The sequence below is a fragment of the Acidipropionibacterium jensenii genome, from assembly GCF_005890135.1.
GTDB lineage: Bacteria > Actinomycetota > Actinomycetes > Propionibacteriales > Propionibacteriaceae > Acidipropionibacterium > Acidipropionibacterium jensenii.
This window is the reverse complement of sequence record NZ_CP040635.1, coordinates 875,416-900,570: the sequence shown is the minus strand read 5'-3', so window position 1 is coordinate 900,570 and position 25,155 is coordinate 875,416. Positions and strand designations below refer to the sequence as shown.

The 25,155-nt window shown below is 65.9% G+C and carries 8 protein-coding genes and 1 pseudogene; 6 read left to right on the top strand and 3 right to left on the bottom strand.

What is annotated here, in order from left to right:
- Positions 1 to 156 precede the first annotated feature (156 nt).
- From mcrC to FEZ32_RS03920, 3 genes are read right to left on the bottom strand one after another with little or no spacing between them, the layout of a single operon-like run.
- The gene (mcrC, locus tag FEZ32_RS03930; protein ID WP_138679982.1) at positions 157 to 1,209 is read right to left on the bottom strand and encodes a 5-methylcytosine-specific restriction endonuclease system specificity protein McrC; all 1,053 of its coding nucleotides are present in this window, start codon (positions 1,207 to 1,209) and stop codon (positions 157 to 159) included.
- Complete coding sequence (locus FEZ32_RS03925; RefSeq protein ID WP_138679981.1) at positions 1,206 to 3,377, bottom strand: AAA family ATPase; 2,172 nt, start codon at positions 3,375 to 3,377, stop codon at positions 1,206 to 1,208. The genes mcrC and FEZ32_RS03925 overlap by 4 nt, the downstream gene beginning before the upstream one ends.
- Positions 3,378 to 3,433: 56 nt before the next feature.
- On the bottom strand, positions 3,434 to 4,684 hold the full coding sequence (locus FEZ32_RS03920; RefSeq protein ID WP_097799606.1) for a hypothetical protein: 1,251 nt from the start codon (positions 4,682 to 4,684) through the stop codon (positions 3,434 to 3,436).
- A 172-nt stretch (positions 4,685 to 4,856) separates the two neighbouring features.
- On the opposite strand from FEZ32_RS03920, the gene FEZ32_RS03915 reads away from it, so the two are divergent.
- The 6 genes and pseudogenes from FEZ32_RS03915 to FEZ32_RS03885 all read left to right on the top strand — a co-directional run.
- A complete protein-coding gene (locus FEZ32_RS03915; protein ID WP_217496619.1) occupies positions 4,857 to 6,989 on the top strand; it encodes an AAA family ATPase in 2,133 nt (710 codons plus the stop codon).
- Complete coding sequence (locus FEZ32_RS03910; RefSeq protein ID WP_138679980.1) at positions 6,964 to 7,905, top strand: McrC family protein; 942 nt, start codon at positions 6,964 to 6,966, stop codon at positions 7,903 to 7,905. The genes FEZ32_RS03915 and FEZ32_RS03910 overlap by 26 nt, the downstream gene beginning before the upstream one ends.
- A 585-nt stretch (positions 7,906 to 8,490) precedes the next feature.
- A complete protein-coding gene (locus FEZ32_RS14140) occupies positions 8,491 to 11,388 on the top strand; it encodes a helicase-related protein (RefSeq protein ID WP_138679979.1) in 2,898 nt (965 codons plus the stop codon).
- Positions 11,388 to 16,175, top strand: coding sequence for a class I SAM-dependent DNA methyltransferase (locus FEZ32_RS03895; RefSeq protein ID WP_138679978.1), 4,788 nt, complete (start codon positions 11,388 to 11,390; stop codon positions 16,173 to 16,175). The genes FEZ32_RS14140 and FEZ32_RS03895 overlap by 1 nt, the downstream gene beginning before the upstream one ends.
- Positions 16,172 to 22,891: a DEAD/DEAH box helicase gene (locus FEZ32_RS03890; protein WP_138679977.1), complete on the top strand. Its 6,720-nt coding sequence runs from the start codon at positions 16,172 to 16,174 to the stop codon at positions 22,889 to 22,891. Before FEZ32_RS03895 ends, FEZ32_RS03890 begins: the two co-directional genes overlap by 4 nt.
- A pseudogene (locus FEZ32_RS03885) lies at positions 22,884 to 25,112 on the top strand (UvrD-helicase domain-containing protein); the annotation flags it as partial. The gene FEZ32_RS03890 and the pseudogene FEZ32_RS03885, both read left to right, overlap by 8 nt.
- Positions 25,113 to 25,155 lie beyond the last annotated feature (43 nt).

The following is a 25,155-nucleotide window of genomic DNA, read 5'->3' as shown; positions in this document are numbered from 1 at the left end:
CGGCCGAGGGGCCGACGAGGAGGAGGAGAGCCATGGGGATGGGAACGAGCACCAACAGAGACAGGATCTGGTGCCCGGGGGGTGAGGCCGAGCGCTCACGTGAGACAGTCGGGAGAGCGCGGTCACGCCCGGGCGCAGCACAACCCGCAGGGACCCTCAGTCCCCAAGCCAGGCGGTGATCCCCTCCAGCTGGGCCCGGATAGAAAGCCATTCCCGGTTGAGGTCGAGTGATCGCGCCCCGATCCGGTTCCCCTGCACCACGACATCGAGTCCGGGCTGATCAGGGGCGTCGGTCCCCGCGTAGAGCAGCAGCCCGCTCACGGAGCCGTCCCGCATCACATCGGCATTCTTCACGTAAGCCAGTACTTGATACAGGTGGTCTGAGCGGACGGTCGCCTTGCCCCACCTGCCGGATTGCATCGATTCTCCGTAGTACTTGGCATCGATGATGAGGGTCCGCGATCCCCTGCGGAGGGTGACATCGGTACGCATTGCGGGGAGCTGCTTGACGCCCAGCGCACTCGCCTCGTCGTAGTCCCAGTGGACGGCTGCCGCACTGGGTGAGAACTCCGGGTGGTGGAAGGAGTAGTACTCCCGCAGGAACTTCTCGTAGAGGTGGCTCATGGCGTCGTCGGAGAACCACGCGGCGAGTTCTGTGGGGCCGGACTCCTGGGTGGGAAGGAGTCCTCGCACGATCAGCTCGCACACTCCGATGAGGAGCCGGTACTTCGCGTTGGCCCGGTGGTAGTTGAGCTCGCTCCATCGGATCGAGGTCGGCGCGATGAGCGTGACCGCATCCAGATAGGGGAGGAGACGCCGCAGCGCGGCTCTGCGAGCCGGCGCCACGTCGCCGTGACGAATGAGGAGGACGATCACCGACTTCAGGACTCGGTTGTGCGGGGTGTCGGGATCGTACTCGTCGAACTGACACGCGAGCCGCCCGCGGGTGACCGAAAGCGTCGCCACGGTGCGACCGATGTCGATTCGGCCGCGTACCGTCGACAGCTCGTCGCGGTGGCGTCGGTACTCGCGGTACAGCCCGCGCTTCACCTGGGCCCCGACTCCTTGGACGAGAATCTCCCCGAGCAGGTCGTGAAGGTGTTCGAACCGCTCGCCACTGATGGGGTCACCGTCCTTGCTGCGCAGGGCGCCGAAGGCGTAGGCCAGCATGATGTAGACATTCCGGATGACGATGGAATGGTCGGTCATGACGCCGCATTCCGCAATCTTTCCGCCCACTCCTGGGCTCTGTCCGGCTCATCGAACCAGTACTCGTCGAGCAGGGGAATGAGTTCGTCCTCGACGACGGATTCCAGCCATCCGTCGTCGGCGCTGGTGGGGCGGCAGAGGAAGCTGTGACCGATCATGAACCCGGATCCGAGCGCAGGGTCCTCGGCGATCGCCGCATTGAGGTCGATGATGTCTGCCACGAGATGGTCGAGGGCTGGACTGTCGACCTCGCGCTGCCACCGCATGAATCCCGAGGAGTTGAAGCCGGGGTCCATCTGGAAGAATCCGAAGCGACGCCGCAAGGCGTAGTCCAGGACGGCGAGGCTGCGGTCCGCGGTGTTCATCATGCCGATGATGTACACATTCGGAGGAACCGAGAACGTCTCATTCTTGTAGAGCAGGCGCAGTTCCTGGCCGCGCTTGTCTGCTTCGATGAGCATGAGTAGTTCGCCGAATATCTTGGAGATGTTGCCGCGGTTGATCTCGTCGATGATGAAGAAGTACGGCCGGTCCGGATCGTCGGCACGGGCCTTGTCGCAGAATCGGTAGAACGGCCCCTCGGTGAGGGTGAATCCGCCGGACTCAGTGGGTCGGTATCCCATCATGAAGTCCTCGTAGGAGTAACTCTGGTGGAACTGGACCATCTGGACTCGGCTGGGATCCTTGGCGCCGATGATGGAGTACGCCAGGCGTTTGGCCGCGTAGGTCTTCCCAACTCCGGGAGGGCCGGCGAGGATGACATTCTTCTTTCGTGTGAGCAGCCTGCGCAGCCGGTCGTAGCGCTCCTCGGAGAGGTACACCTCGTTGAGGAAGGACGTCTTGTCGTAGCGGGGGAGAGGAGTTACCACGACGGACTCCTCCGGTTCGGACTCGTCGGCGAAGATCTCCTCCAAGGTGTCGACATAGTCGTGGTAAGCGCTGATGTCGGTGAGTGTCTTCAAGACAGCGTTGCCGGGGTGCTCCCAGGATCCGATGTGATCCCAGCTCACAGAGCGGACGTTCTTGAAGGAGTCGCGCTCGGGCTCGTACCGCGCGTCAGAGGTGACCTCGCCTCGGCCGATGAGCTTGCTCTTACCGTGCTTGGCGTAGACGATGTCACCCACTGCCATCTCATTCTGGAACTGCCACACCGCGAGGACGTCGTTCGTCATCGGTCCGCGCGTTCCCTCGGGGTCGAGCTGCTGTCTGATCGATTCGCGGTTGGGGTATTCCGAGAAATCGCCGAGCTCATCCCAGGCGATTCCCATGATCCCGTTCGTCGAGAACTCCGGCCACTGCGAAGCCTGCGCGCCAGGAGAGTAGAGCCAGTAGTGGCGAGGCCGGGGCTCATTCAGATCGGTGCTGTCGGACGCCGACGATTCCGAGTCAGTGGGGTGTGCTTTCCAGAGTTCCTCCACACCGGGGGTCCAGAACTGGAACGGTTCCGCGCGGTCCTGGGCCAGTGCGGCGCGGATCTGGAACAGGTCGCGGTCGATCGCCGCCGGGTCCTCACCCGTCGAGCCGCCGATCTGACTGGCGAGGCCATCGCGGGCCTTCTTCTTCATGTCGGCCGACGAGATGGGCTCGAACTCGTCCGGCCTCGCGAGGAACTGCAGAATGTTGCGGATATCGGACCGGTCTTCCCCGGAATTGATCATGGTGTGCTGCAGGGTCCACGGATCGCTGCGAGCAGCGTCGCGTTCGAGGTCGGTCAGCCCACGCCAGTGGATCACGAACTGTGAGAGCCAAGGGAGATGTTTCCACACGTGACTGTTGTACGAGGTTCCCACCGTGAGTCCCGCCGCCCCCGCCGGGCGGCCCAGCCATCCAGACATGGGTTCGGGAATGGTCACGGGGACGTCGAGATGGGCGAGCACTCGCTCGACATGGCCTCGTCGTGTTGCCGGCAGATTCGAGTGCAGGGGGTGTTCGCGCAGGAAGACCAGCTCGGCCGCAAGAAGCACGGCATCGCGAGAGGCGCCTTGGAGCTGGACGTCGAGCTTGTCCCACTGGCTCATATGCGTACCGGGTATGGGGTTGTCTGCGATCCTGGCGCGAAGTTCCCCGGCAGCCTCAGCCGTCCAGATTGTGGCGTCAGGGAGGATCACGGATCTACCGTCACCAAGCATGTGGGAGATCACGCTGTCGACCTCACGGGCCAGGTTCATCTCGGCGGTCGGTCGTGAGGCCACGACGCGGTCGTGGAGGTCTTCAAGCATGACAGTCAGTCCCGCGGATCGCTGTCGTCGCTGTCGCCGCCCCGACGCAGGGTCCGTTCGGCAACCGTGCTGGAGAGCCTGTCCGTCACCGATCTGGCACGACCGAGAGCCGTGCTGCCGAAGCGCTTGGCGGCATCGACACCTTGAACCCCGGTCTCAAGAGCGTCGTCCTTCAGCTCAACGACCGCGTCCATCCACGGACGCGCTTCCAGTTCCAGGAGGTCATGCGTGATCCCGAGTTGCTCCTGGAACTCAGAGATTCCGGTCGCTACATGATTGCTGGAATCCACCACGTCATGAGACAGCCTCGGGTGCAGTATCACCTTCGTGTTGGCCCTCTCGGCAGCTGCAGTCATGCGATCCAGAAGGCGATCGGTGGTCTGCAGAATGAGATCCTGTCGCTTCTTGCGAGCGGTGTTCAGACCCAGACGGTGTCGGTCGAGATCCTCGGGAGAGGAGTCCAGCACCCGGTCGAGCTCCAGAATGGAGATTCCGTCCTGGAGCTGGAAGCAGCGCGCCAGCACGGTGAGCCATTTGCGAGCATCGGACTCCACTGTCCTGGACGTCTTGGCGAGCTCGTCGACCTTGGTCTTGCTCTCCAACTTCTCAGCCAGCGCATCGAGCCGACGTAGCGCGTAGGCCTCGGCCACCGCGATCGTTTCTGACGTTCCCTGCATCTTCGACCATGTGACCCCGGAGACCAGTCCGACATGCTCGCGAATGGTGAGAGCCTCCTCGATCATGAAACCTGCTCCGGTTACCTTCGCGAGCTCGGCGTCATTCAGGGCGTGGAGCACATCGTCGACTTTCTCGTCGATCTTGGCGAGGTAGTCGGTGATCTCGTCCATGGTCTGCTGCATGGCCATCTGCGCCATGATCCCTGCTGCTCCGGCCAGTATCGCCGGGTTCGTCAGCATGGCGCCGGGCGTCCTCGAGATCTCGAGCAGCCCCTTGATCTTCCCGTCCTTTGTCAGGACGGCACGACTCACATTCCGCTCAGATCCCTTCATCAAGGTGTTCTGCTTGAGGGCTTTTGCCGACTTCTCGGTGAGCTTCACCCAACGTCCCGAGTTGGCGGCGATCTCTGAGCCAGCCTGTGCGACTCCGGCCCCGGTGTTGAGAGCAGACTTGAGCCGTTGCAGTCCGAGGTCTCTGGAAGGCAGTCCTGCTGAATCAAGGAATGTCTGGACGGTTGTCGGGTCTCCGATGACCGCCACACCGTCTCCATCATTGATCAGTTGGATTTCGCTGTCCACGGCCACTCCTGACGCTCAGGCACAGGGATTCCCCTGCGAGATGTTGGTACCGTACCGTACCGTGATCTTTCGCCCAGGATCGCGGGAGTTCGGCTCGCACGGAGTTCTCTGCGGTCTCGGATGTCGGCCTCGTCCGGTATGAATGGTGTCGTAGTCGGCCGAAGGACACACCATGACAGAGACGTCTCACGAACCCGTTCGCAGCGACCTGCTCATCCGGGCCGCCCTCCAGGTGCTCGCCGATGACGGCGGTCGGCTACCCCGTGCCAAGGTGCTTGCCCATGTGAAGGACCGGGTTGAGCTCACCCCATATGAGGCGGCGTTCGCCAAGGACGGTGACGCGATCTGCAGAGGCTTCACTCACCTGGCCTGGCGCAGCACCGACATGAAGGTTGCGGGATGGATCACGAAGACCAATGCCGGCTGGGAGATCACGGACGCCGGTCGTGCGGCATTGGCGTCTCATCCGAAGGGCGGAGAAGGCCTCGCCGCGGTATCGAGTCAGGCCTATCAGGAGTGGGCGAAGGCGAATCGCCATGGCGGGTCTGAGTTCAAACGGATTCTGGACGCGGCACTGGACTTCATCGACCAGGGCACGTGGACGACTTGCGGCGACCTGGCCGGGGTGACCGGTACCGACGACGGTGCGATCTCGAATGCACTGTGGAGCAGCACGGCCGACGCTGCCCACCGTGTCATCCCGCAGACCGGCAAGCCGTCCCCGAACTTTCACTGGCCGGACGGCCGTCACCAGACCCAGCGGGAGGCGCTTGAAGCGGAGGGTGTTGTGTTCGACTCCGCTGGCATCGCCAGTGAGTCCCAGCGTCTGAGAACCGCAGATTTCCGGGACTTTCTGGAGGACAGGGGAATCCTCAACCCGGCGCCCAGGCGCGCTTGGCTCGTCAAGGGGTCTGCCGTCGACGGCCACGATCTCACCGAGTCCTGGCGGCACGACGGCTACGTCTCCATCAGGGCCAGCAAGCTCCGGCGGGTCGAGCCCGGCATCTCACGGCACGACCTCAAGAGCATCGTCGAGGACGACTTCTCCCAGTCGGCCTACTCCGCCAAGGCCGCGAAGGTCGACGACTTCCACAACTTCCTCACCCGCATGAAGGTCGGCGACCTGGTCACCACCACCAGCCAGGGCCGACTCTTCCTCGGGACCATCACAGGAGACGCCGAGTACCTGGGATCCGCGGACAGTGCGTCGAGGCTTCGTCGCACCGCGGAGTGGCAGGTCGACAGCGTTGACTACGCCAAGCTTCCCAAGGACGTCACCGCACGGTTCAGACAGCAGTACGACGTCATTGAGATGACTCAGCAGCTCGACGTCCTCGAGCCCCTACTCGCCGCGTCCGCGCCCGACGGTGAGGGTGCGCCGCTCGCGGACTCTGTGCCGCCACGCCCGCAACTCGTCCTACCTGACGCCACCGACTCTCTCGCTGAATCCCTCAACGTCGACCGAGCATGGCTCGAGGACTGCATCGAGCTGCTGCGCGACCGCCCCCAGCTCATCTTCTACGGCCCGCCTGGCACCGGGAAGACGTGCATCGCCCAAGCACTGGCCGAACACCTGGCCGGCGACAATGTCCGCCTGGTCCAGTTCCATCCGGCGTACTCCTACGAGGACTTCTTCGAGGGATACCGGCCCACATCGGCGGGCACCTTCGAACTGCGCCCCGGACCGTTCCGCAAGACCGTTGACGCCGCGCGCGAGAATCCCGGGGTTCCCTACGTTCTCATCATTGACGAGATCAATCGGGGAAACCTCGCCAAAATCTTCGGCGAGCTCTACTTCCTGCTCGAATACCGCGACCAGAACGTCGACCTGCTCTACGCCACCGACGACGACATCGGCTTCACCCTTCCTGAGAATGTCTTCATCATCGGCACCATGAATACCGCCGACCGATCCATCGCCCTGGTCGACGCCGCAATGCGACGGCGCTTCGCATTCGTCTCCCTGCACCCGAGCGAACCTCCGGTGCGCGACGTCCTGCGGCGCTGGTTGGCGGCCACCGGAAGGGACGCCGGTGTCGCGGATCTGCTCGACGAACTCAACAGCCGGATCGACGACCCCGACTTCAGGATCGGTCCCTCCTACTTCATGCGCGACGCCGTCCACGCCGACGGTGGACTGGAACGCGCCTGGCGCACCGCGATCCTCCCGCTGCTGGAGGAGCATCACTACGGAGACGGCACCGACGTCGCCTACCGGTACGGGCTTGACGCCATCCGCTCCCAGGTCGCCAGGAAAGCTCAGGTCAGGCGGGACAGCGATGACGACGCCCCTGATCCTGCGTGAGGGGGCCCCGGCCCGCCTCGTCGCTCTGTCGAGTGCAGTGGCCGACGCCCTCAATGACACTCGGATCGCCCGGTGTGTCCGCACGGCCCAGCCCGGCGTCTGGGAGGTGACCGCTGGGACGCACATCGGCGTGGTGGAGGCGGCCGGCCAGCTGCGCCACCACTGGGGCCGTACCATCCCCCTCGAGGTGCGCTTCGACGAGTTCACGGTCGACATCCCCGAGAATCAGATCCTGCTGGCGGCCGCCGTGCGACTGTTGAGGATACCGACGACCAGGCCCATGCAGCGGGCCGCGCTGCAACGTCTGCGGTTCCAGCTCGCCGACGTCACGCCAGCATCGGCCTCCCCGGCCATCCCGAGGTGGACGCCGAGCCGCCTCAATGCGCGGTACCAGCCCGGGTTGGAGATCGCCGAACTGATCCTGGCTGGAAGGTCGTTTGAGCAGCGGGTCGGCCAGGTGAGGGTGACCGGCTATCTGTTCTCGATGGCGCGGATCTTCGAGGACTTCGTCACCGTCGCCCTGGCCAAGGCGCTGACACCCTTCGGCGGGCACTCGCGGCGCTACGACACCTGCCTGGACGACGAGGAACAGGTCGACGTCCTGCCCGATTTCGTCTGGTTGGAGGCCGACCGGCCGGTGGCCGTCGCCGATGCCAAGTACAAGGCCGAGAAGCCCGCCGGATTCCCCAACGCCGACCTCTACCAGCTGTTGGCCTACTGCACGGTGCTGGGTCTGCCGGTCGGCCACCTCATCTACGCCAAGGGCAACGAGGAGTCTCGCCAGTACACGGTTCGGCGCGCCGGGATCCGGTTGTTCGCGCACACCCTGGACCTGTCGCTACCGCCCCACCAGTTGCTGGCGTCCATCGGCGATCTCGCTCATAGTCTCGAGACCAGTCGCCAGCGTCGGGACTGATGTCAGGCTCTGGTTGCCTTGGGCCGGATCTGGGGCGCGAGAGTCACCGACACCTGGAAGATCGAGGCCGGGCTACAGATTCCTGAGCTCCGGGAATGCGTTCTTGATGATGGTAATGAGTTCTGCGGCGCTCCGCGCGTCCAGTTGCATGCTCTGGCTCGACTTCGGTCGGCTGGACCGGTGGTCTGAACCGAAGGTGCTCAGATGGAGGAGCCGGACGCCGTTGTCCAGGAAGGACTGGTACTGACAGTCGACTTCAGTCGGATGCCGCTTCACGTCTTGGGCCGAGGGCTCGAAGGATCTGATGCGCGCCATGGGTGTGCTCGTTTCTAACGGTTGGGATGGTCGTAGTCACCGAAGGCCTGGGCATCGGCGACGATGTCCGACAGCGCCTTGGTGGCACGGTGTCGCTGTCGCTTCTGGGACTCAAGGATGTCGGCAAGCATCGTCCCGCGCGTTGACGCATCAGTCCACCGGCACGGCCGCCAGCTGAGCGGTTGCGCTTGTCCCAGGACGCCCACTCCGAGCCTCTCTACTATGCTCACACGTGTCTGACAGCGTTGTGCACAGGGGAGTTGCAGCCATATGACCGTCGCCACCGACCTCAATGTCGCGCCGGGCTCAATTGTCCTGGTCCGGGATGAGGAGTGGCTGGTCACCGCCGTCGACCAGACCTCTGACGGCCAGCTCCTCCATGTCATCGGCACCTCCGAACTGGTTCGCGGCACCACCGCGAGCTTCTATCCCTCGATCGACACCGACGCCACCGCGCTGGATCCCCATGACGCCAAGGTCATTGCCGACGGCTCCTCCCACTACCGCAAGGCTCGCCTCTGGCTCGAGTCGACGATCAGGTCCACGTCCACCCCTCTCAGCGACCCCAGTCTGACGGTCGCCAGGGGAGCTCTCGCTGACTCCCTGCCGTACCAGATCTCGGCCGTTGAGAAGGCTCTCGATCCGTCCCGCCTCCGCACAAGAATCCTCCTGGCAGACGCCGTCGGGCTCGGCAAGACCCTTGAGATCGGCATGATCCTCTCGGAGCTCATCCGGCGTGGACGAGGTGAGCGGATCCTCATCGTGTGCCCTCGTCACGTCCTGGAGCAGACCCAGAACGAGATGTGGTGCCGCTTCGACATCCCCTTCGTGCGCCTGGACTCCCTGGGTGTCCAGCGGGTCCGCCAGAAGATCCCCGCCAACCGCAACCCCTTCACCTTCTACAAGCGGGTCATCATCTCGATCGACACCCTCAAGCAGGACCGCTTCGCCCATGATCTGCGCCACCACCACTGGGACGCCGTCGTGATCGACGAGTCGCACAATGTCACCAACTCGTCGTCCAAGAACAACCATCTGGCCAACGTCCTCGCCCCCAACACCGACGCCCTCATCCTCGCCTCGGCCACTCCGCACAACGGCCGGCCGGAGTCCTTCGCCGAACTGGTCCGGCTCCTGGAACCCACCGCCGTCTCCCCGACCGGTGAGCTCAACAAGGACGATCTGGCCAGCCTCGTCGTCCGGCGCCACCGCAACTCCGAGGAGGTCGCCCGCGTCGTGGGGACGGAGTGGGCCGAGCGCCTACCCATGGACAACAGGCTCATTGCTGCATCCCCTGCCGAGGACGCCGTCGCCGCTGAACTCGCAGACACCTGGCTCCACCCCGCCTCAGGCACCTCGCCCTGCACTGGGCAGTCGAGCCTGTTCCCCTGGACCCTCGCCAAGGCCTTCCTCTCCTCCCCGGCGGCTCTCCGCGAGACCATCGCCAGCCGGCAGACCTCCACCGGTAAGAAGATGGAGAATCTCCCCGGCCCCGCCGAGATCAGCGCCCTGGCCACCCTCCACGAGCTCAACGACGCCGCCTTCGACCACTCTGCGAAGTACGACGCCCTGGTGGGCTACCTGCGATCGATCTCCATCGGCCGACGCTCTTCCGAGCGGGCCGTCGTCTTCTCCGAACGAGTCCCCACCCTCCACTGGCTCCGCAGGAAGCTCATCAAGGATCTCAAGCTCGCCGACGACCAGGTGCGGGTCCTCCACGGCGGCATGACCGACATCGAGCAGCAGGAGGTCGTCGAGAGCTTCAAGCAGTCCAGCTCTCCGATCCGCGTCCTGGTCACCGGCGATGTCGCCTCCGAGGGAGTCAACCTTCACCTCCAGTGCCATCAGCTCATCCACTACGACATTCCGTGGTCCCTCATTCGCATCGAGCAGCGCAATGGCCGCATCGACCGCTACGGCCAGCGGCACCGCCCCCAGATCACCACCCTCCTGCTCGAGCCGAGCACCGAGTCCTGGACCGGTGATGTTCACGTGCTGACCAGGCTTCTCGAGAAGGAGGAGCAAGCGCACAAGGCCCTGGGCGACGCCGCCTCCCTGATGGGTGAGTACTCCGTCGCCGCGGAGGAGAACACCATCCGTGACGTGCTGGCCCACAACCGGGACGTTGACGCCGTCGTCAAGGATGTTGATGATCTCGCCGCCGACCCGCACCAGTCGCTGGCCGCATTCCTCGACATGATCGGCTCCCAGCCCGGTCCTCAGGCCGACACCACGCCGGAACCGGAGGCCGATCCGCTCTACCGCACCTCGGTGGACTTCCTCAGCGAGGCCGTCGCCGACGCCTACGACGGCAATCAGAGTCAGGCCCCCGGCGACGGTGGCACCGGAGGGATCTCCTGGCAGAGGTTCCCCGAGGAGCATCTGGTGCGGTTCGTCCCACCGCCCGATCTCAGGACCCGCCTGGAGGTGCTCCCGGACTCCTACCTCACGCAACGCCACGTGCTGTCGTCCATGACTCTGGCCACCACCCGGCAGGAGGCCGACCGCCTCCTCAAGAACTCCCTCAACGACGAGAGCGGTTCATCCTGGCCGGAGGCCCATTACCTCGGGCCTCTCCATCCGGTGCTCGACTGGGCGGCCGACCGCTGCCTGTCGGCCCTGTCGCGCAATGAGATCTTCGCCGTGCGGGGAAGCGTCGCACACCCGACGGTGCTGCTGGTCGGGACCATCACCAACAAGCGCGGACAGGTGATCTCGGCGGTCTGGATGTCGGTGATCTTCGACCCCGAGGAGTTCCAGCCGGTGGTCGACCCGGCGCCCTCCAGCGCCGCGATGCTGCGGGCTGTCGGATTCGGGCAGCAGCTCAACAATCCCGGACCGGTCGCCGATCTGAGCGCCCTCCAGGAACTCATTCCGCAGGCGGTGAGGCAGGCGGGCCAGTACCTTGCGCAGGTCTCCCGGGCCACCCAGCAGGACGCCGAACAGCGCGTCCAGGGCTGGAACCAGCAGGTGGACAACTGGTCGGCGCAAGCCGAACAGCTTCCGCTGCGCGGCTCCATGAAACGGCGCAGGGTCGACGTCGAACGCGAGCGAGCGCTCATCGCCCAGATGGCACCCGACCGTCGCCTGGTCCGCCCCCTGCTGGTCGTGGTGCCGGCAGACACCCCAGTGGGCACCGACACAACGCAGAGCCGGGATGGTGAGTGATGGCCAGCAGTGATGCCCTCCGTGTGGTGGAGGATTGGATCAGCGAGCACTACTTCACCTCCGACGCCGCCAACGAGACCTTCCACAGGCGGGTGGTGGATCGCCGCAAGGAGTGGGACGCCGCCGAGGAGCCCACCTCGCGGTCCCGGCTCACCGCCCCGCGCGGCAAGAAGCTGCTGGCCGCGATGAGTGCCCTCTACCCGGACGCCACCAGCGGGGAGACGCTCACCAACGGCGACACCACCGGGCCACAGCAGCAGCCGACCCTGGTCGATGACGACGTGCGGGACGCCGCCGCGGATCTCTACAAAGCACTGCGGACGGTGCTCGGCTACCAGACCGGCGAGTTCCACCAGGAGGGGGACACCCCGGTCCGACGCTATGGCGCCCGCGGACTCGCCGAGACCCCGCTGGCCATCGTCGAGGCGGCTCCGGTCCAGACCTTGGAGGACCTGTTCATCAAGAAGGCCCCGACCCTGTTGACGGCCTGGACTCCCCTCGAGGAGGGGGAGCCGCTGGTCTCCGTCTCGCAGGCCCTCTCCGAGATCTTCGCCCCTCGTGGCGACGGGCCAGCCGCCTCCTTCGCTCTGGTGATGGCTGGCCGGTGGCTGGTGGTCACCGAGGGCTCCCGGTTCCAGCAGGGCCGCTACCTCGGCGTCGACCTGCAGACCGTCCTGGAGCGCAACGAGACGAAACGCGCCGGCGAACTCGACACCGCCCTGACCTGTATCGACGCCCAGTCCCTCGCCCCCGATCCCGACGGCGCCATCTGGTGGTCCGGAACCCTGGAGGACTCCTCACGGCACACCGCCGGCGTCTCCGAGGATCTGCGTGAGGGAGTCCGCACCAGCATCGAGATCATCGCCAACGAGGTGGTCGCCCGCCGCCGCGCCCAGGGTCTTACGCCGTTGCCCGATGACCAGGCCCAGTCGCTCGCCCAGCAGGCCCTGCGGTTCCTGTACCGAATCCTCTTCCTGCTCTATGCCGAGGCCTCCCCGCAGCTCGGCATCCTGCCGGTCGGCGCCCCGGAGTACGACGCCGGCTACTCGGTGGATCGGCTGCGCGACCTGCTCCAGGTGAGGCTTACCAGCCAGCGGGCCCGCCAGGGCACCCATATTCACGACTCCCTCGGGGTGCTGTTCCGGCTCATCGACAAGGGACACGATGGCCTACAACTCCCAGACGGCCAGCTGGACGCCGACCAGCCCATCGATCAGGGCCTGCAGTTCCACAGCCTTCGCGCCGACCTGTTCCGCCCAGAGGCCACCGCCCTCATCGACCAGGTGGGGCTGGGCAATGAGGCCCTCCAGAAAGTGCTCTCGCGGCTGCTGCTCACCAAGGAGTCCAAGGGGCGCGAACGGGGCTTCATCAGCTATGTCGAGCTCGGCATCAATCAGCTGGGGTCGGTCTACGAGGGGCTGATGAGCTACACCGGCTTCTTCGCCTCCGAAGAGCTGTATGAGGTGGCCCACGATGGGAACCCGGCCAAAGGTTCCTGGGTGGTGCCGATCGGTCGTGCCGACGACATCGACGCGAAGGACTTCGTGCGCATCGAGGATCCCGACACCGGGGAACGGGTGCCGCGCCGCTACTCCAAAGGCGAGTTCGTCTTCCAGCTCTCGGGCCGGGAACGTCAGCAGTCGGCCTCTTACTACACCCCAGAGGTGCTCACGAAGTTCACGGTCGGTCAGGCTCTGGAGGAGCTGCTCGACCAGGGCGGGGAGACGACGCCGGCCGACGACATCCTGAATCTCACGATCTGCGAGCCTGCGATGGGGTCGGGAGCCTTCGCCATCGAGGCCGTCAACCAGCTCGCCCAGCAGTACCTGGACCGCAAGAAGAAGGAGCTCGGGCCGGAGGTGGTGCTCGACCCGGACGACTACCCGGCCGAACTGCAGAAGGTCAAGGCCTCCATCGCCCTGCACCAGGTGTACGGGGTCGACCTCAACGCCACCGCTGTGGAGTTCGCGGAGATCACCCTGTGGCTCTCCTCGATGGCCAAAAGGCTGCAGGCGCCATGGTTCGGACTCCACTTGCGGCGCGGCAACTCCCTGATCGGGGCCCGGCGGGCGGTGTACCGGCGTAGCCAGATCATGGACAAGTCCTGGCTGACCGCCCCACCCACCGATGTGCCACTGGCCGACATCGCCGCCCGCGTGCAGCACGACTCGGACGAGCTCACGGACGCTGCCGGCAGGATTCCGCACTGGCTGATGCCCGCCGCCGGATGGGGCTCGACCGCAGAGTCCAAAGAGGCGAAGAACCTGGCCCCCGAGAGGGTCAAGGAGATCAAGGCCTGGCGGCGCCGTGCCACCAGCAAGCCCAGCAAGAAGGAGGTCGACCGCCTGGTCGACCTGGGCTACCAGGTCGAGGAGCTGTGGATCATGGCCTACCGGCGGCTGTCGGTCGCCGAGCAGCAGACCCGGCGCACCATCCCCCTCTGGGGCCAGGAACCCGATGACTCGCCCGCCAGCTATGTGACCCGTGAGCAGATCGAGGAGAGCCTCGCCGATCCCGATGGTGCCTACCAGCGGCTTCGGCTGATCATGGATGCCTGGTGTGCGTTGTGGTTCTGGCCTCTCACTACCGAGGTGAAGCCGCCTGAGTGTGACGAGTGGCTCGCCGTCTGTGAACAGGTTCTTGGGACGCGTCGGAAGAAGGATCGCACTGCTTCGGCGAGCGGGGCGGGTGCTCTGGCCCCGGCCAATGCTTGGGAGGCGCTGGCATCCCAGGAGAGCTTCGAGCTCGCGGGCGCCGGAGCGGTAGCGCATGTCTCAGGACTTGTGAGCGAGCATCCATGGCTGGCGGTGTGTGAACGTGTGGCCCGCCAGCAGGGGTTCTTCCACTGGCAACTCGACTTCGCCACCGTGTTCGGGTGCGGTGGTTTCGACCTTCAGCTCGGAAATCCGCCGTGGGTGAGGCCGATTCTGGACGTGGACGCCCTCCTGGCCGAGGGCGACCCCTGGTGGATGCTGGCCCACAAGCCCTCGGAATCAGCCCGGAAGCAGAGGCGCGAGAAAACGCTTCGGGTTCCCGGCATGGCCGACGAGGTCCTCGACGGCGCGGGCGACACGGTGGGGCTCGCGGGATATGTCGGCGATCCCACGAACTATCCGGTGCTCGAGGGCCTCCAACCCGATCTGTACCGGTGCTTCATGTCGCAGGTCTGGTGGCATCAGTCCCATCGTGGCATCAGCTCACTTGTGCACCCCGAAACACATTTCACCGATGAGAAGGCGGGATACCTGCGTGAGAACACGTACCTGAGATTGCGTCGGCACTGGCAGTTCGTCAACGAGCTCAGGATGTTCTCTGAGGTGCATCACTTGGTGTCCTATGGAGTTCATGTCTATGGGCGTCCACGAAACGTCGGATTTGATCAAGCAACTGCCCTGTATCACCCTGACACGGTAGTGAACTCCTATCGCCACAATGGCGATGGCGAAGAGCCGGGATTCAAGTATCAGGGGCACTGGGACACTCGCCCGCACCGGTCGCGAATCCAGCGGGTCACCGATGAGACGCTCACTGTCTGGCGTGATCTGCTGGAATCGCCGGTCACCCCCATCAGGCGGACCCGGATGGTGTACACGGTGAATCGGGAGGTGGCCGATGTGCTGACAAGACTGGCCCACGCCGACCGCATGAGGTCACTCAGGCTGCGCTTTTCGGCAGGTTGGCATGAGAAGAACGACCGCACCAAGGGCTACTTCGTGCAGAGGTGGGGGGTGCCCGAGAGCTGGGATGATGTGATCCTTCAGGGGCCCCACCTTCACGTGGCGAACCCGGCCTACAAGCAGCCGAACCCCACCATGAAGAGCAACGAGGACTGGTCGACCATTGACCTCGAACACCTCGCCGCCGACGCCATCCCCGCCACGGCCTACAAGCCCGCCGGTGACCGTGCCAAGTACGACCGCGACTACACCCACTGGGATGGAGAACCCGCGCGAGATCACTACAGGATCGCGTGGCGCGCCATGGCGGCCAATACCGGCGAAAGAACGCTTATTCCCGCAATCATCCCCTCCGGAGCGGCCCACATACATGGCGTATTCAGCGCCGGATCCTTTGGGGGTGGTGTGCTTCCGGTGGTGGCCGGAGTGTGTCAAAGTCTTATCGCTGACTTTTTGGTTAGATCGACGCCTAAAGCGACGATATATCAGGGGGTCTTTGAGCGTCTCCCCCTCCCACCCCTTGATCACCCCCTCATCGCCGCTCTCATCCTCCGCGCACTGCGTCTCAACTGCCTCACGAACGCTTATGCCGATTTGTGGGGCGAGTGCTGGAACACGGCGTTCACCATCGACTCCTGGACGGCCACGGACCACACGACCACAGGCCTCGGCGATGTGGCCCCCGACTGGTCCGTGGACACTCCGCTCCGCCGGGACTCCGACCGTAGGCAGGCTCTCGTGGAGATCGACGCCCTGGTGGCCCTCATGCTGGGGATTCCTGCCGAGGAACTGTGCACCGTCTACCGCACCCAGTTCGCGGTGCTCTACGGCTACGACCACGGCGAGGGCCGGGGCCGATACATCTTCGACGCCAACGGCCGGGTGATCCCGAACACCGTCTACCAGGCGTGGAGGAAAAAGGGGGACTACGTCGCCTGGAGCGACCGCACTGCGACCAATGCGTCCGGCCACGAGTACACCTACGAGCTGCCCTTCCAGACCTACGACCGTGAGGCCGACATGACCGCCGCCTACCAGGAGTTCGAACGGCGTCTGGCCCTCATGAGAGCTGAGGGGTCAGTCGACGCCGAGGAGAAGAGCGTGTCATGAGCGAGTTGCTGCCACCCCGCGAGGCCAGGGCACTCCAGAACCGGCTGGAGGAGTACCTCACCACCACCTTCGCGCTGGCCGACGGGGATGCGCAGACCGCTCTCAAGGCGTTCCTCAGCGACCCCACCGATGGCCTGTTCAAAGGGCCGTACATCCGCACCAGCCTGCCCTTCCAGCCGGCCCCGCGGCGCTCCGTCGAGGGCCTGTCCTGGGTGCCCGACAAGTTCACCCCCTACGGACACCAGGCCGCCGCCTTCGCCAGGCTCAACTCCGCCCACCACCGTCCGCTGCCGACCCTCATCACCACCGGCACCGGGTCGGGCAAGACCGAGGCTTTCACCTACCCGGTCCTCGACCACGCCGCCCGGGCCCGACGCGCCGGCCAGCGCGGCGTCAAAGCCCTCTTCCTCTACCCGATGAATGCCCTGGCCACCGACCAGGCATCCCGGCTGGCCAGAACCATCTGCGCCCCCGGCGACCGGGCCGCAGAGAACCCCTGGGCCGGGGTCACCGCCGCGATCTACACCGGGGACCAGACCCACCAGCGCACCACGATGAGCGCCGAGGGAATCATCACGAGCCGCGAGGCGATCCGTTCGGACCCGCCCGACATCCTGCTCACCAACTACAAGATGCTCGACCAGCTGTTGCTGCGTCCTGCGGACCAACGCATCTGGGCCGAGTCCGCAGACAGCCTCCAGTACCTCGTCCTTGACGAGTTCCACACCTATGACGGCGCCCAGGGCACCGATGTCGCCATGCTGCTGCGCCGCCTCGGCCTGACCCTCAAGTCCTACTGGTCGCCACCCTGCGACACCCTGCAGAACCAGCGCGACCTCTCACCGAGCGTCCACACCGCCGAGGAGTGGGCCAGGCCGCTGGGGCGGATCACACCGGTCGGCACCTCCGCCACCCTTGGCGGAGGATCGGAGACCGGTCGCCAGCAGATGGTCGACTTCGCCACCACCATCTTCGGCGAGCCCTTCGACACTGACTGCGTGGTCACCGAGTCCCGCAAAGCCATCGACGAGTGGGCGCACGGCGTGGGCTCCAGAGCCAAGAAGGTGATGCTGCGGCCGATGACTATCACCACGAGCGGGGCCCGGCAGATTCACGACGCCGCCGAGCGGGCGGGCGGTGATGCCGCCGCGATCTGTCAGGCCGTCCTCGAAGGTATGTACGAACCCGAGGATCCGCACGCCTCCTCGGGCGACTCTGGCTCCGAGGTTCCGGACGCCTCCACGGACCGCGCTGGCTCCCACGATTTCGACCACGACCGATTGCTCGCCCTGGCCGCAGCTCACCCTTTCATCCGGACCCTCATCGCCAGGACCACCGAAGCCACCCACATCGATCGGCTTGCCGACGACAAGGAGCTGTTCCCCGGCGAGGGAACCGACCCCGACTCCCATGATCATCGCGTCCTGTTCCTCCTGGATCTGGTCTCCGCACTCGCCCATCTGCGCGCCCAGCCCGACCGCGACGCCATCAGCACCGAGACCCACCTGTGGATCCGTGAACTGTCCCGGATCGACCGTGAGGCCAGCACCGAGGTCCGCTACCACTGGTCCGACGACGGCGTTCCTGCCGGGGCGGGCGATGACTTCACCGCTGCCAACCTCGCCTGGTTCCCCGCCGTCTACTGCCGGCACTGCGGCCGCTCCGGATGGGGTGTCCAGCTCGCCAACACCGGGGCGGATCTGACCGCCAACGATGACCACATCCGGACCGGTCACGCCAGTCACAGCAACCGGTTCCGTGCCCTCATCAGCGCCACCCGCGAGGCCGAACAGGAGGAGGCGGAATCCGGCGGGGAGCATGATTCACGACTGATGTGGTTCGACACCCTGGCCCGCCACTTCTCCTCCCAGCGTCCCGAGGCCGATGACCCGGCCTACCGGAATGGCTCGGTGATCCCGGTCCTGATGCTCACCGGGGAGGACGCCGACGACCAGTCCCGCGATGATCGTTGCCCCTCCTGCCAGCAGCGTGACGGCATCCGGTTCCTCGGCTCGGCCATCGCCACCCTGCTCTCGGTGACCATGTCGAACCTGTTCGGCAGCCCCACCATCAACCCCGGGGAGAAGAAGGCCCTGGTCTTCGCCGACTCGGTGCAGGACGCCGCCCACCACGCCGGGTTCATCTCCGCCCGATCCCACTCCATCACCCTGCGCGCCGTGCTCCGCAACGGCCTCGGCGACGAGCATCTCAACCTCAACGAGCTCACCGACCGGGTACTCGAACTGGCTCGCGACGACGTCTTCAAGCGCTATCGGATCCTTCCTGTGGAGTTGGCGAGCAATCCCGAGAATGCCGAGTTCTGGACCTCATCGAGCTGGTCGGGGATTCACAGCGGGCTTCGCAACAGGGTGCGGCGGCGTCTCCTCTTCGACGCGATCATGGAGTTCGGCCTGTCGAGTCATTTCGGCCGCACCCTGGAACGCACCGGTTCAGCCTGGGCTCATGTGGGCACCGAGAGTGGCACGGAGTTGGGCGCCATCGCCCAGCAGGTTCTCGCCGATCTGAATCAGGACCGCATGGACGAACCCCTGGCGGATCTCTCCCAGCAGGTGCGTGTCCGATGGGTGCGCGGTGTCCTGGAGCGGATGCGCTCCCAGGGCGCCATCGATCATGAGTGGTTCGATCGATTCATCGACCACGACGGCCAACGGTACTTCCTGTGGGGAGGCCGCACCCCGACCCAGCGGACAGGCGGGATGCCGGCCTTTCCGACCGGCCGGGCCGCACCCGGGTTCCCCTACACCGGCGGAGGAAGGACGCCGCGGGCGCGCAGGGACCGGCGTTCAGACACCATGCTGCTCGACCCCGTCACAGGCTCCCAGTCCTGGTATGCCGACTGGACCCGGCGGGTGCTCGGCGTCCCACCCCGACTGGGCGGGGTGCTGGCCAAGGATCTGCTGGTGCGACTGGCGGCAGCCGGAGTGATCGCGTCGGTGCGGACCGGAACCGGCGACCACACCGTCTACAAGATCCGCGCCGACCACGTCATTGTGGGAGCCGCGGACGCGCAGGACGTGGCCACCGGTCGGATCCTGCTGCGTTGTGACGTGTGCCGGACCCCGTACCCCGGATCCCCCGACACCGTCGCGGATCTGCGCGACGGGCCCTGCCTGTCGTCACGGTGCCCGGGCCACCTGCGCCCCGAGGCAGGAGACCCGGACAACGCGTACCGGCATCTCTACGAGTCCAGCGACATGCGTCGCGTGGTCTCCCGCGAACACACCTCCCTGCTGAGCAACCAGACCCGCGCCGAGTACGAGGAGGCGTTCAAGCGCGGCTCCACCGATCCCGCCGCGCCCAACGTGTTGGTCGCCACCCCGACCCTGGAGATGGGCATCGACATCGGTGACCTGTCAGCCGTCTTCCTGGCCGGGCTGCCGCGTCGGGTCGCGAACTATCTGCAGCGGGTCGGGCGCGCCGGACGCCTCACCGGCAACTCCCTGGACATGGCCTATGTCCGTGGCCGGGGAGAGTTTCTGCCCCGGCTGGGGGAGCCGGAGTCCCTCATCAACGGCGAGGTCCAACCGCCGGCCACCTACCTGTCGGCCGAGGAGATCCTCAAGCGGCAGTACCTGGCCCATATTGCCGACGGGATGGCGCGCGACGACATCGAGAAGCACCACCCGCGTTCCATCGGCGAGGCGATGAACTCCCAGCCGGGCGAGTACCTCGGTGATCTCATCAGCGCCGCCGAGCAGCCCGGGCGACTGGCCGCCTTCCTGGCCACCTTCGACGGCCGGGTCGATGAGGCCGCACGGGAGACCCTCAAAGCCTGGGCCGACCCCGGATCTGCACCCGGCAGCAGCGACCTGGCGGCCCTGGTGCACGGTGCAGCGCAGTCCTGGCACCACGAGCAGGAGGCGCTGCGCTACCGCAAGGACCAGATCATGAGCGTCCTTGAGGAGCTGGACCAGCGCGCCAAGGTCACCCGGGCCAGCGACGACGTCGACCAGTTGCAGGCCGCGACAGCAGAGCTCGCGCTCGTGGAGGGTCAGCTGGACCGGTCAGACGAGCGGACCGACGACACAGCGGAACGCCGGGCAGAGCAACGGACGGCCACGTCTGCCCTGCGCCAGGTGAACCGCGAGATCGCCGAGACCGGTACCGAGTACTGGATCTCCACCCTGGAGAGGGTCGGGCTGTTCCCCAACTACACCCTGTTGGACGACTCGGTGACCCTCGACGTCGCGATGAGCTGGTTCAATCCCGACACTGGCGCATACGAGCACGAACCGGTGAGCTATCAGCGCGGATCGGCCATCGCCCTGCGTGATTTCGCTCCCGGTTCCACCTTCTACGCCCACGGCTACGCCGTGAGGATCGACTCGGTGGATCTGGGGCCCGACGCCCAGGAGATTCGCAACTGGGTCTTCTGCCCCCAGTGTGGCTACGGGAAGGACCTCACCGAGAGCGGCGTCGAGGAGACGATCACCGAGTGCCCACGGTGCGGAACCCCTGGGATCGGGGATTCCGGCAACCGCATGGAGGTCGTGGAGTTCAAGAAGGCGTCAGCCAATGTGAACCGGGACTCCTGCCGGATCACCGACTCCTCCGACGAGAGGGTGAATGCCAACTACACCATGGTGCTCACCGCCGACGTCGACGAGGCCCGGATCGCACACCAGTGGTTCGTCGAGGGCTCCGAGTTCGGTGCCAAACTCGTCAACGGGATGACGCTGCGATGGCTGAATCTCGGCAAGCGCCAGGAGCAGGGCTCCGAGCGGATGATCGCCGGGGATTCGTACATCGCCCCGCTGTTCCGGGTGTGTGAGGGCTGTGGCCACCTCGACACCCAGTCGCGGGCGAACTCCCGTGCCGAGCACGCGCCGTGGTGCCAGTACCGCGATGCGCCGGAAGAGCACAATCGGGCGATCGCGCTGTCGAGGACATTGACCACCCAGGGGGTGCTGCTGCCCCTGCCATGGTCCATCACCACCGGGGACAGCTTCGCCATCCCGAGCCTGGCGGCTGCCGTCCTCATGGGGTTGCGCTCCGAGTTCGGAGGATCGCCGGATCACATCGGGGTGGAGGTGGTCGCTGATCCGACCGCCCCCGGCGAGACGCCGCAGCAATCACTGCTGCTGCATGATCAGGTGCCAGGGGGAACGGGGTACCTGGCCAAACTCGCCAATCCGGGAGACGTCTGGCAGATGCTCTACAGCGCGTGGCAGCGGGTCCACGACTGCGAGTGCCAGGCGGAGGGGAGACTGGCGTGCCACCGATGCCTGCTGCCATATGCGTCTCCACAGGCGGTGCCGCACATCTCACGGATGGCGGCCGAGCGGCACCTGCGTGTGCTGCTGACCGGATCTGTCGACGGTCCCGAGCCCACCGAGGAGATGGCCTGGAAGCGGACTGGCGCCGCTGTGGCGACCGATCCGAGCGACGAGTCCGCACTCGAGCAGCGCTTCCGGGTGGAGGTTCGCGCAGGACTCGAGGGGGTCGCCACGGTGCACGAGGTCCCCGGGCCCACCGGAAACGCCATGACTGTGAGCGCCGGGAACCGTCAGTTCCGGATCCAGCCTCAGGTCGATGTCCTGGGCGCTCGCCCCGATTTCCGGCTGTTCGGGTCGGGGATCCCGCAGGTCGAGATCTTCACCGACGGATTGCGCTACCACGCCACGAGGGAGCACAACCGAGTGGCCGATGACGCCGAGAAACGGGCAGCGCTGAGGCTCGGCGGGGACCAGGTGCTGGCCATCACCATGGCGGACTGCGAGCAGGAGGCGGCGCGCAGGGCCTCCGGAGGCTCCCGCGTCGCGCCGCCGGCCTGGCTCAACGAGCAGATCACCGGGCCGCTGCGGACTCAGTTCGGGTTCAGCCAGGACGCCGCCGATGCGCTCACCAGCGGGCCTTTCGCCTTCCTGGCCTACGTCGTCTCCGGTGGAAGTCAGGCCGATCTTCGACGGTTCAGCAACGCCGTGCCGGCGTACTTCATGATCACTGGCGGGAACTCCGGGGCCCGGCGGGTGTACCTCGACGAGGCCACGCCCCTGCCGGAGATGGCGGCCGGGCTGATCTGTGGGCAACCGGCCGTTCCCTCGCAGACATCTGGCGGATTCTGGTGGCACCGCGGGGAGGTCGGCGTGCTGGTCGACGCCCAGAACGTGATGAATATGAGGGTCTGCGTGGTGCTCGACGACCGGACGGCGTCGCTGGGGTCCGAGACCTTCGCCGACTCCTGGCGGCTGTGGTTGCAGATCTCCAATGCGCTGATCGCCAGGACGCCGGACGACACAGATGTCGTCACCGTGGAGTCGGTACGGACCAGTCGCAGTGCAGCGGCAGCGCCCTCGTCGCAGGCCGGGGCGCTGGCGGCGGCCGGGAGTTCTGAGCTGTTCGGAGGCCCTGTCCTGACCGGAGAAGGTACGCCGTCTCGTGCGCGCGCCGACATCATGGTGCCCGATCCGGCGACCCCGGTGGAGCTGGTCGGACAGTGGCAGGCCGTCCTCGGCAACGTCGACAAGTCCGTTGGTCCGCTGGTGCGTCAACTGGCCGATGCCGGTGTCTCGGTGCCGGAATCGGGCGAGGAGGTCGCCGGGATCCCCACAGACTTGTCGTGGCCATCTGAGAAGATCGTTGTGGTTGCCGAACCCGAGGAGGGGGACGCGGAGGAGCTCCAGCATGAGGGCTGGCGGCTCGTCCCGGCCGAGGTGAAGGCGATCGTCAAGGCAGTGAGGGGGACCGATGGCTGAGTCAATGCTGATCATGACCAAGCAGGCGCATCAGGTTGATGGGTCGGTGAAACAGAAGGCGTACACCTTCCTGGAGAAGCTCGCCAAGGATGACGCCGCTCCCGGGTTGCACATCGAGACGATCAAGAGCTCGGTGGACAAGCGGGTGCGGACCGGACGGGTCGACGACAAGTACCGCGCGGTGCTGTTCAAACTGGCGGGGGAGCATCCGGCCTATGTGGTCTATGGGATCTGGATGCATGACGAGGCGATCGAGAAGGCGCGAACCGCCAAGTTCTGGATGAACCCGGTGAACGGGATCGTGGAGATCGTGCGGGCCGAGGCGGCGGCCGTTCCCGAGGCGGATGCTGTTGGCGAGGTGCCGAAGGCGGATTCGGGGGCCGACCGTGGTGTCGGAGCGGGTGCTGGTGCTGATACTCATGCCGATCATGTGGAGGAGGCCGCTCCGGCGAGGGATGGCGTCCCCGCTGCGGCGCCGGGTCCGGATGTCCATCCCGCGACTGCAGATCCTCTGCTGAAGGTCTCCGTTGCGGAACTGGAGGGTCTTGGCATCGAGCCGGGGCTGGCTCGGCGAGCCATGCGGGTGACAGATGATCGCGCCTTCGGGCAGTTGGTGGAGTCTGCCCCGACCTGGCAGTCGGAGGCGCTGCTGGCTCTGGCGACCGGCAGTTCACTGGACCAGGTGCGCGAGGAGTTGGAACTCGACCAAGCCGCGGCAGGGTCTGAGGCCAACGATGCTGACATGATCGAGGCGCTGAAGAGGCCGGCGAGCCGAATGGAGTTCGCCCCGATCGACGGCGTCGACGAGCTGAGACGCGTCATCGAGGAGGGCGACCTCGGTGCCTGGCGGGTCTTCCTGCACCCGGTGCAGCGCACCTGGGTGGACAAGAGGACAAATGGCTCGTTCCGGCTGGCGGGTGGCGCGGGGACCGGGAAGACGGTCGTCGTGGTGCACCGTGCCCGGCGTCTCGCAAGGACAGATCCCGGCTGTCGAATCGTGCTCACGACCTTCACCAGGAACCTTGCCGATGAGCTCAAGGAGAGCCTGACGCGTCTGGATCCGGGGATTCAGCTGGCTCCGGGGCTGGGTGGTGACGGCGTCTACGTCAACGGGATCGACGCCTTGGCGTCGGCAGTGGTTCGCGGAGCCGGCGCGCGCATTGCGACGGCGGTGGAGAAGGTGCTGGGCGCGGCGAGGACCGACGTCGGCGGCCGGCTGCCCAGGGATCTCTGGCGTCAGGTTGTCCAGGAGACATCCGGGCTGAGGGAGCAGCTGGGTGCCGCCGCGAAGCCACAGTTCCTGGAGACCGAGTACGAGCTGGTGGTGTTGCCGAACCGCATCACCACGGAGGCCGAGTATCTGCGCGTGCGACGGCCCGGCCGTGGCGTGCGGTTGAGTCGCTCGGCGCGTCAGGCGGTCTGGAAGGCGGTGGAACGGTACCGGGAGGAAGAGGCCCTCCAGGGTTGTGCGGACTTTGCGGAGAAGGCGGCAATCGCCGCGGAGTACCTGAACGAGGTGGCTGACCGCGAGGGCCGGCCGGCCGATCACGTATTGGTTGACGAGGGGCAGGATCTCAAGCCTACTCACTGGATGCTGGTGCGGGCGCTCGTCGGGGAGCATGCCGATGACATCTTCATCGCCGAGGACGGACATCAGCGGATCTACGGCCAGAAGCTCGTCCTGTCCCACTACGGGATCGCGACCCGTGGGCGGTCCAGGAAGCTGACGCTCAACTACCGCACGACGGCCGAGAATCTTCGATGGGCGACGGCAATCCTGGCGGGTGTCGAGTACGACGATCTCGAGGGGGACGAGGACGGCACCGACGGGTACCGGTCGGCCAGACATGGAATGGATCCGGTGGTGCGCCGGTGCTCCGGGTTCATTGAAGAACTCGATGCCACTGCCGAGACGCTGATGCGCTGGATCAAGGAGGCAAGTGGCACTGGACGAGCTGAGGCCTTCGCTGTCCTGGTGAGAGACCGTAATCAAAGAGACCGGGTCGTTTCCGGGCTCAATGAACGCGGAGTTCCGGCCAAGGCTGTGGATCGAGGGCCAGCCACGGGGAAGGAACCGGTGGTGATGACCATGCACCGCGCCAAGGGAACCGAGTTCACCAGGGTGATCCTCTTCGATGCGGATCTGACCGGTGCAGACTCCAGCGCATCCCGCAGCTATGACTTCAGCGATCAGGACAAGGCTGATGCCCAGAAGAGGGAGCGATCGCTCCTGTATGTCGCTGCGTCAAGGGCAAGAGATGAGC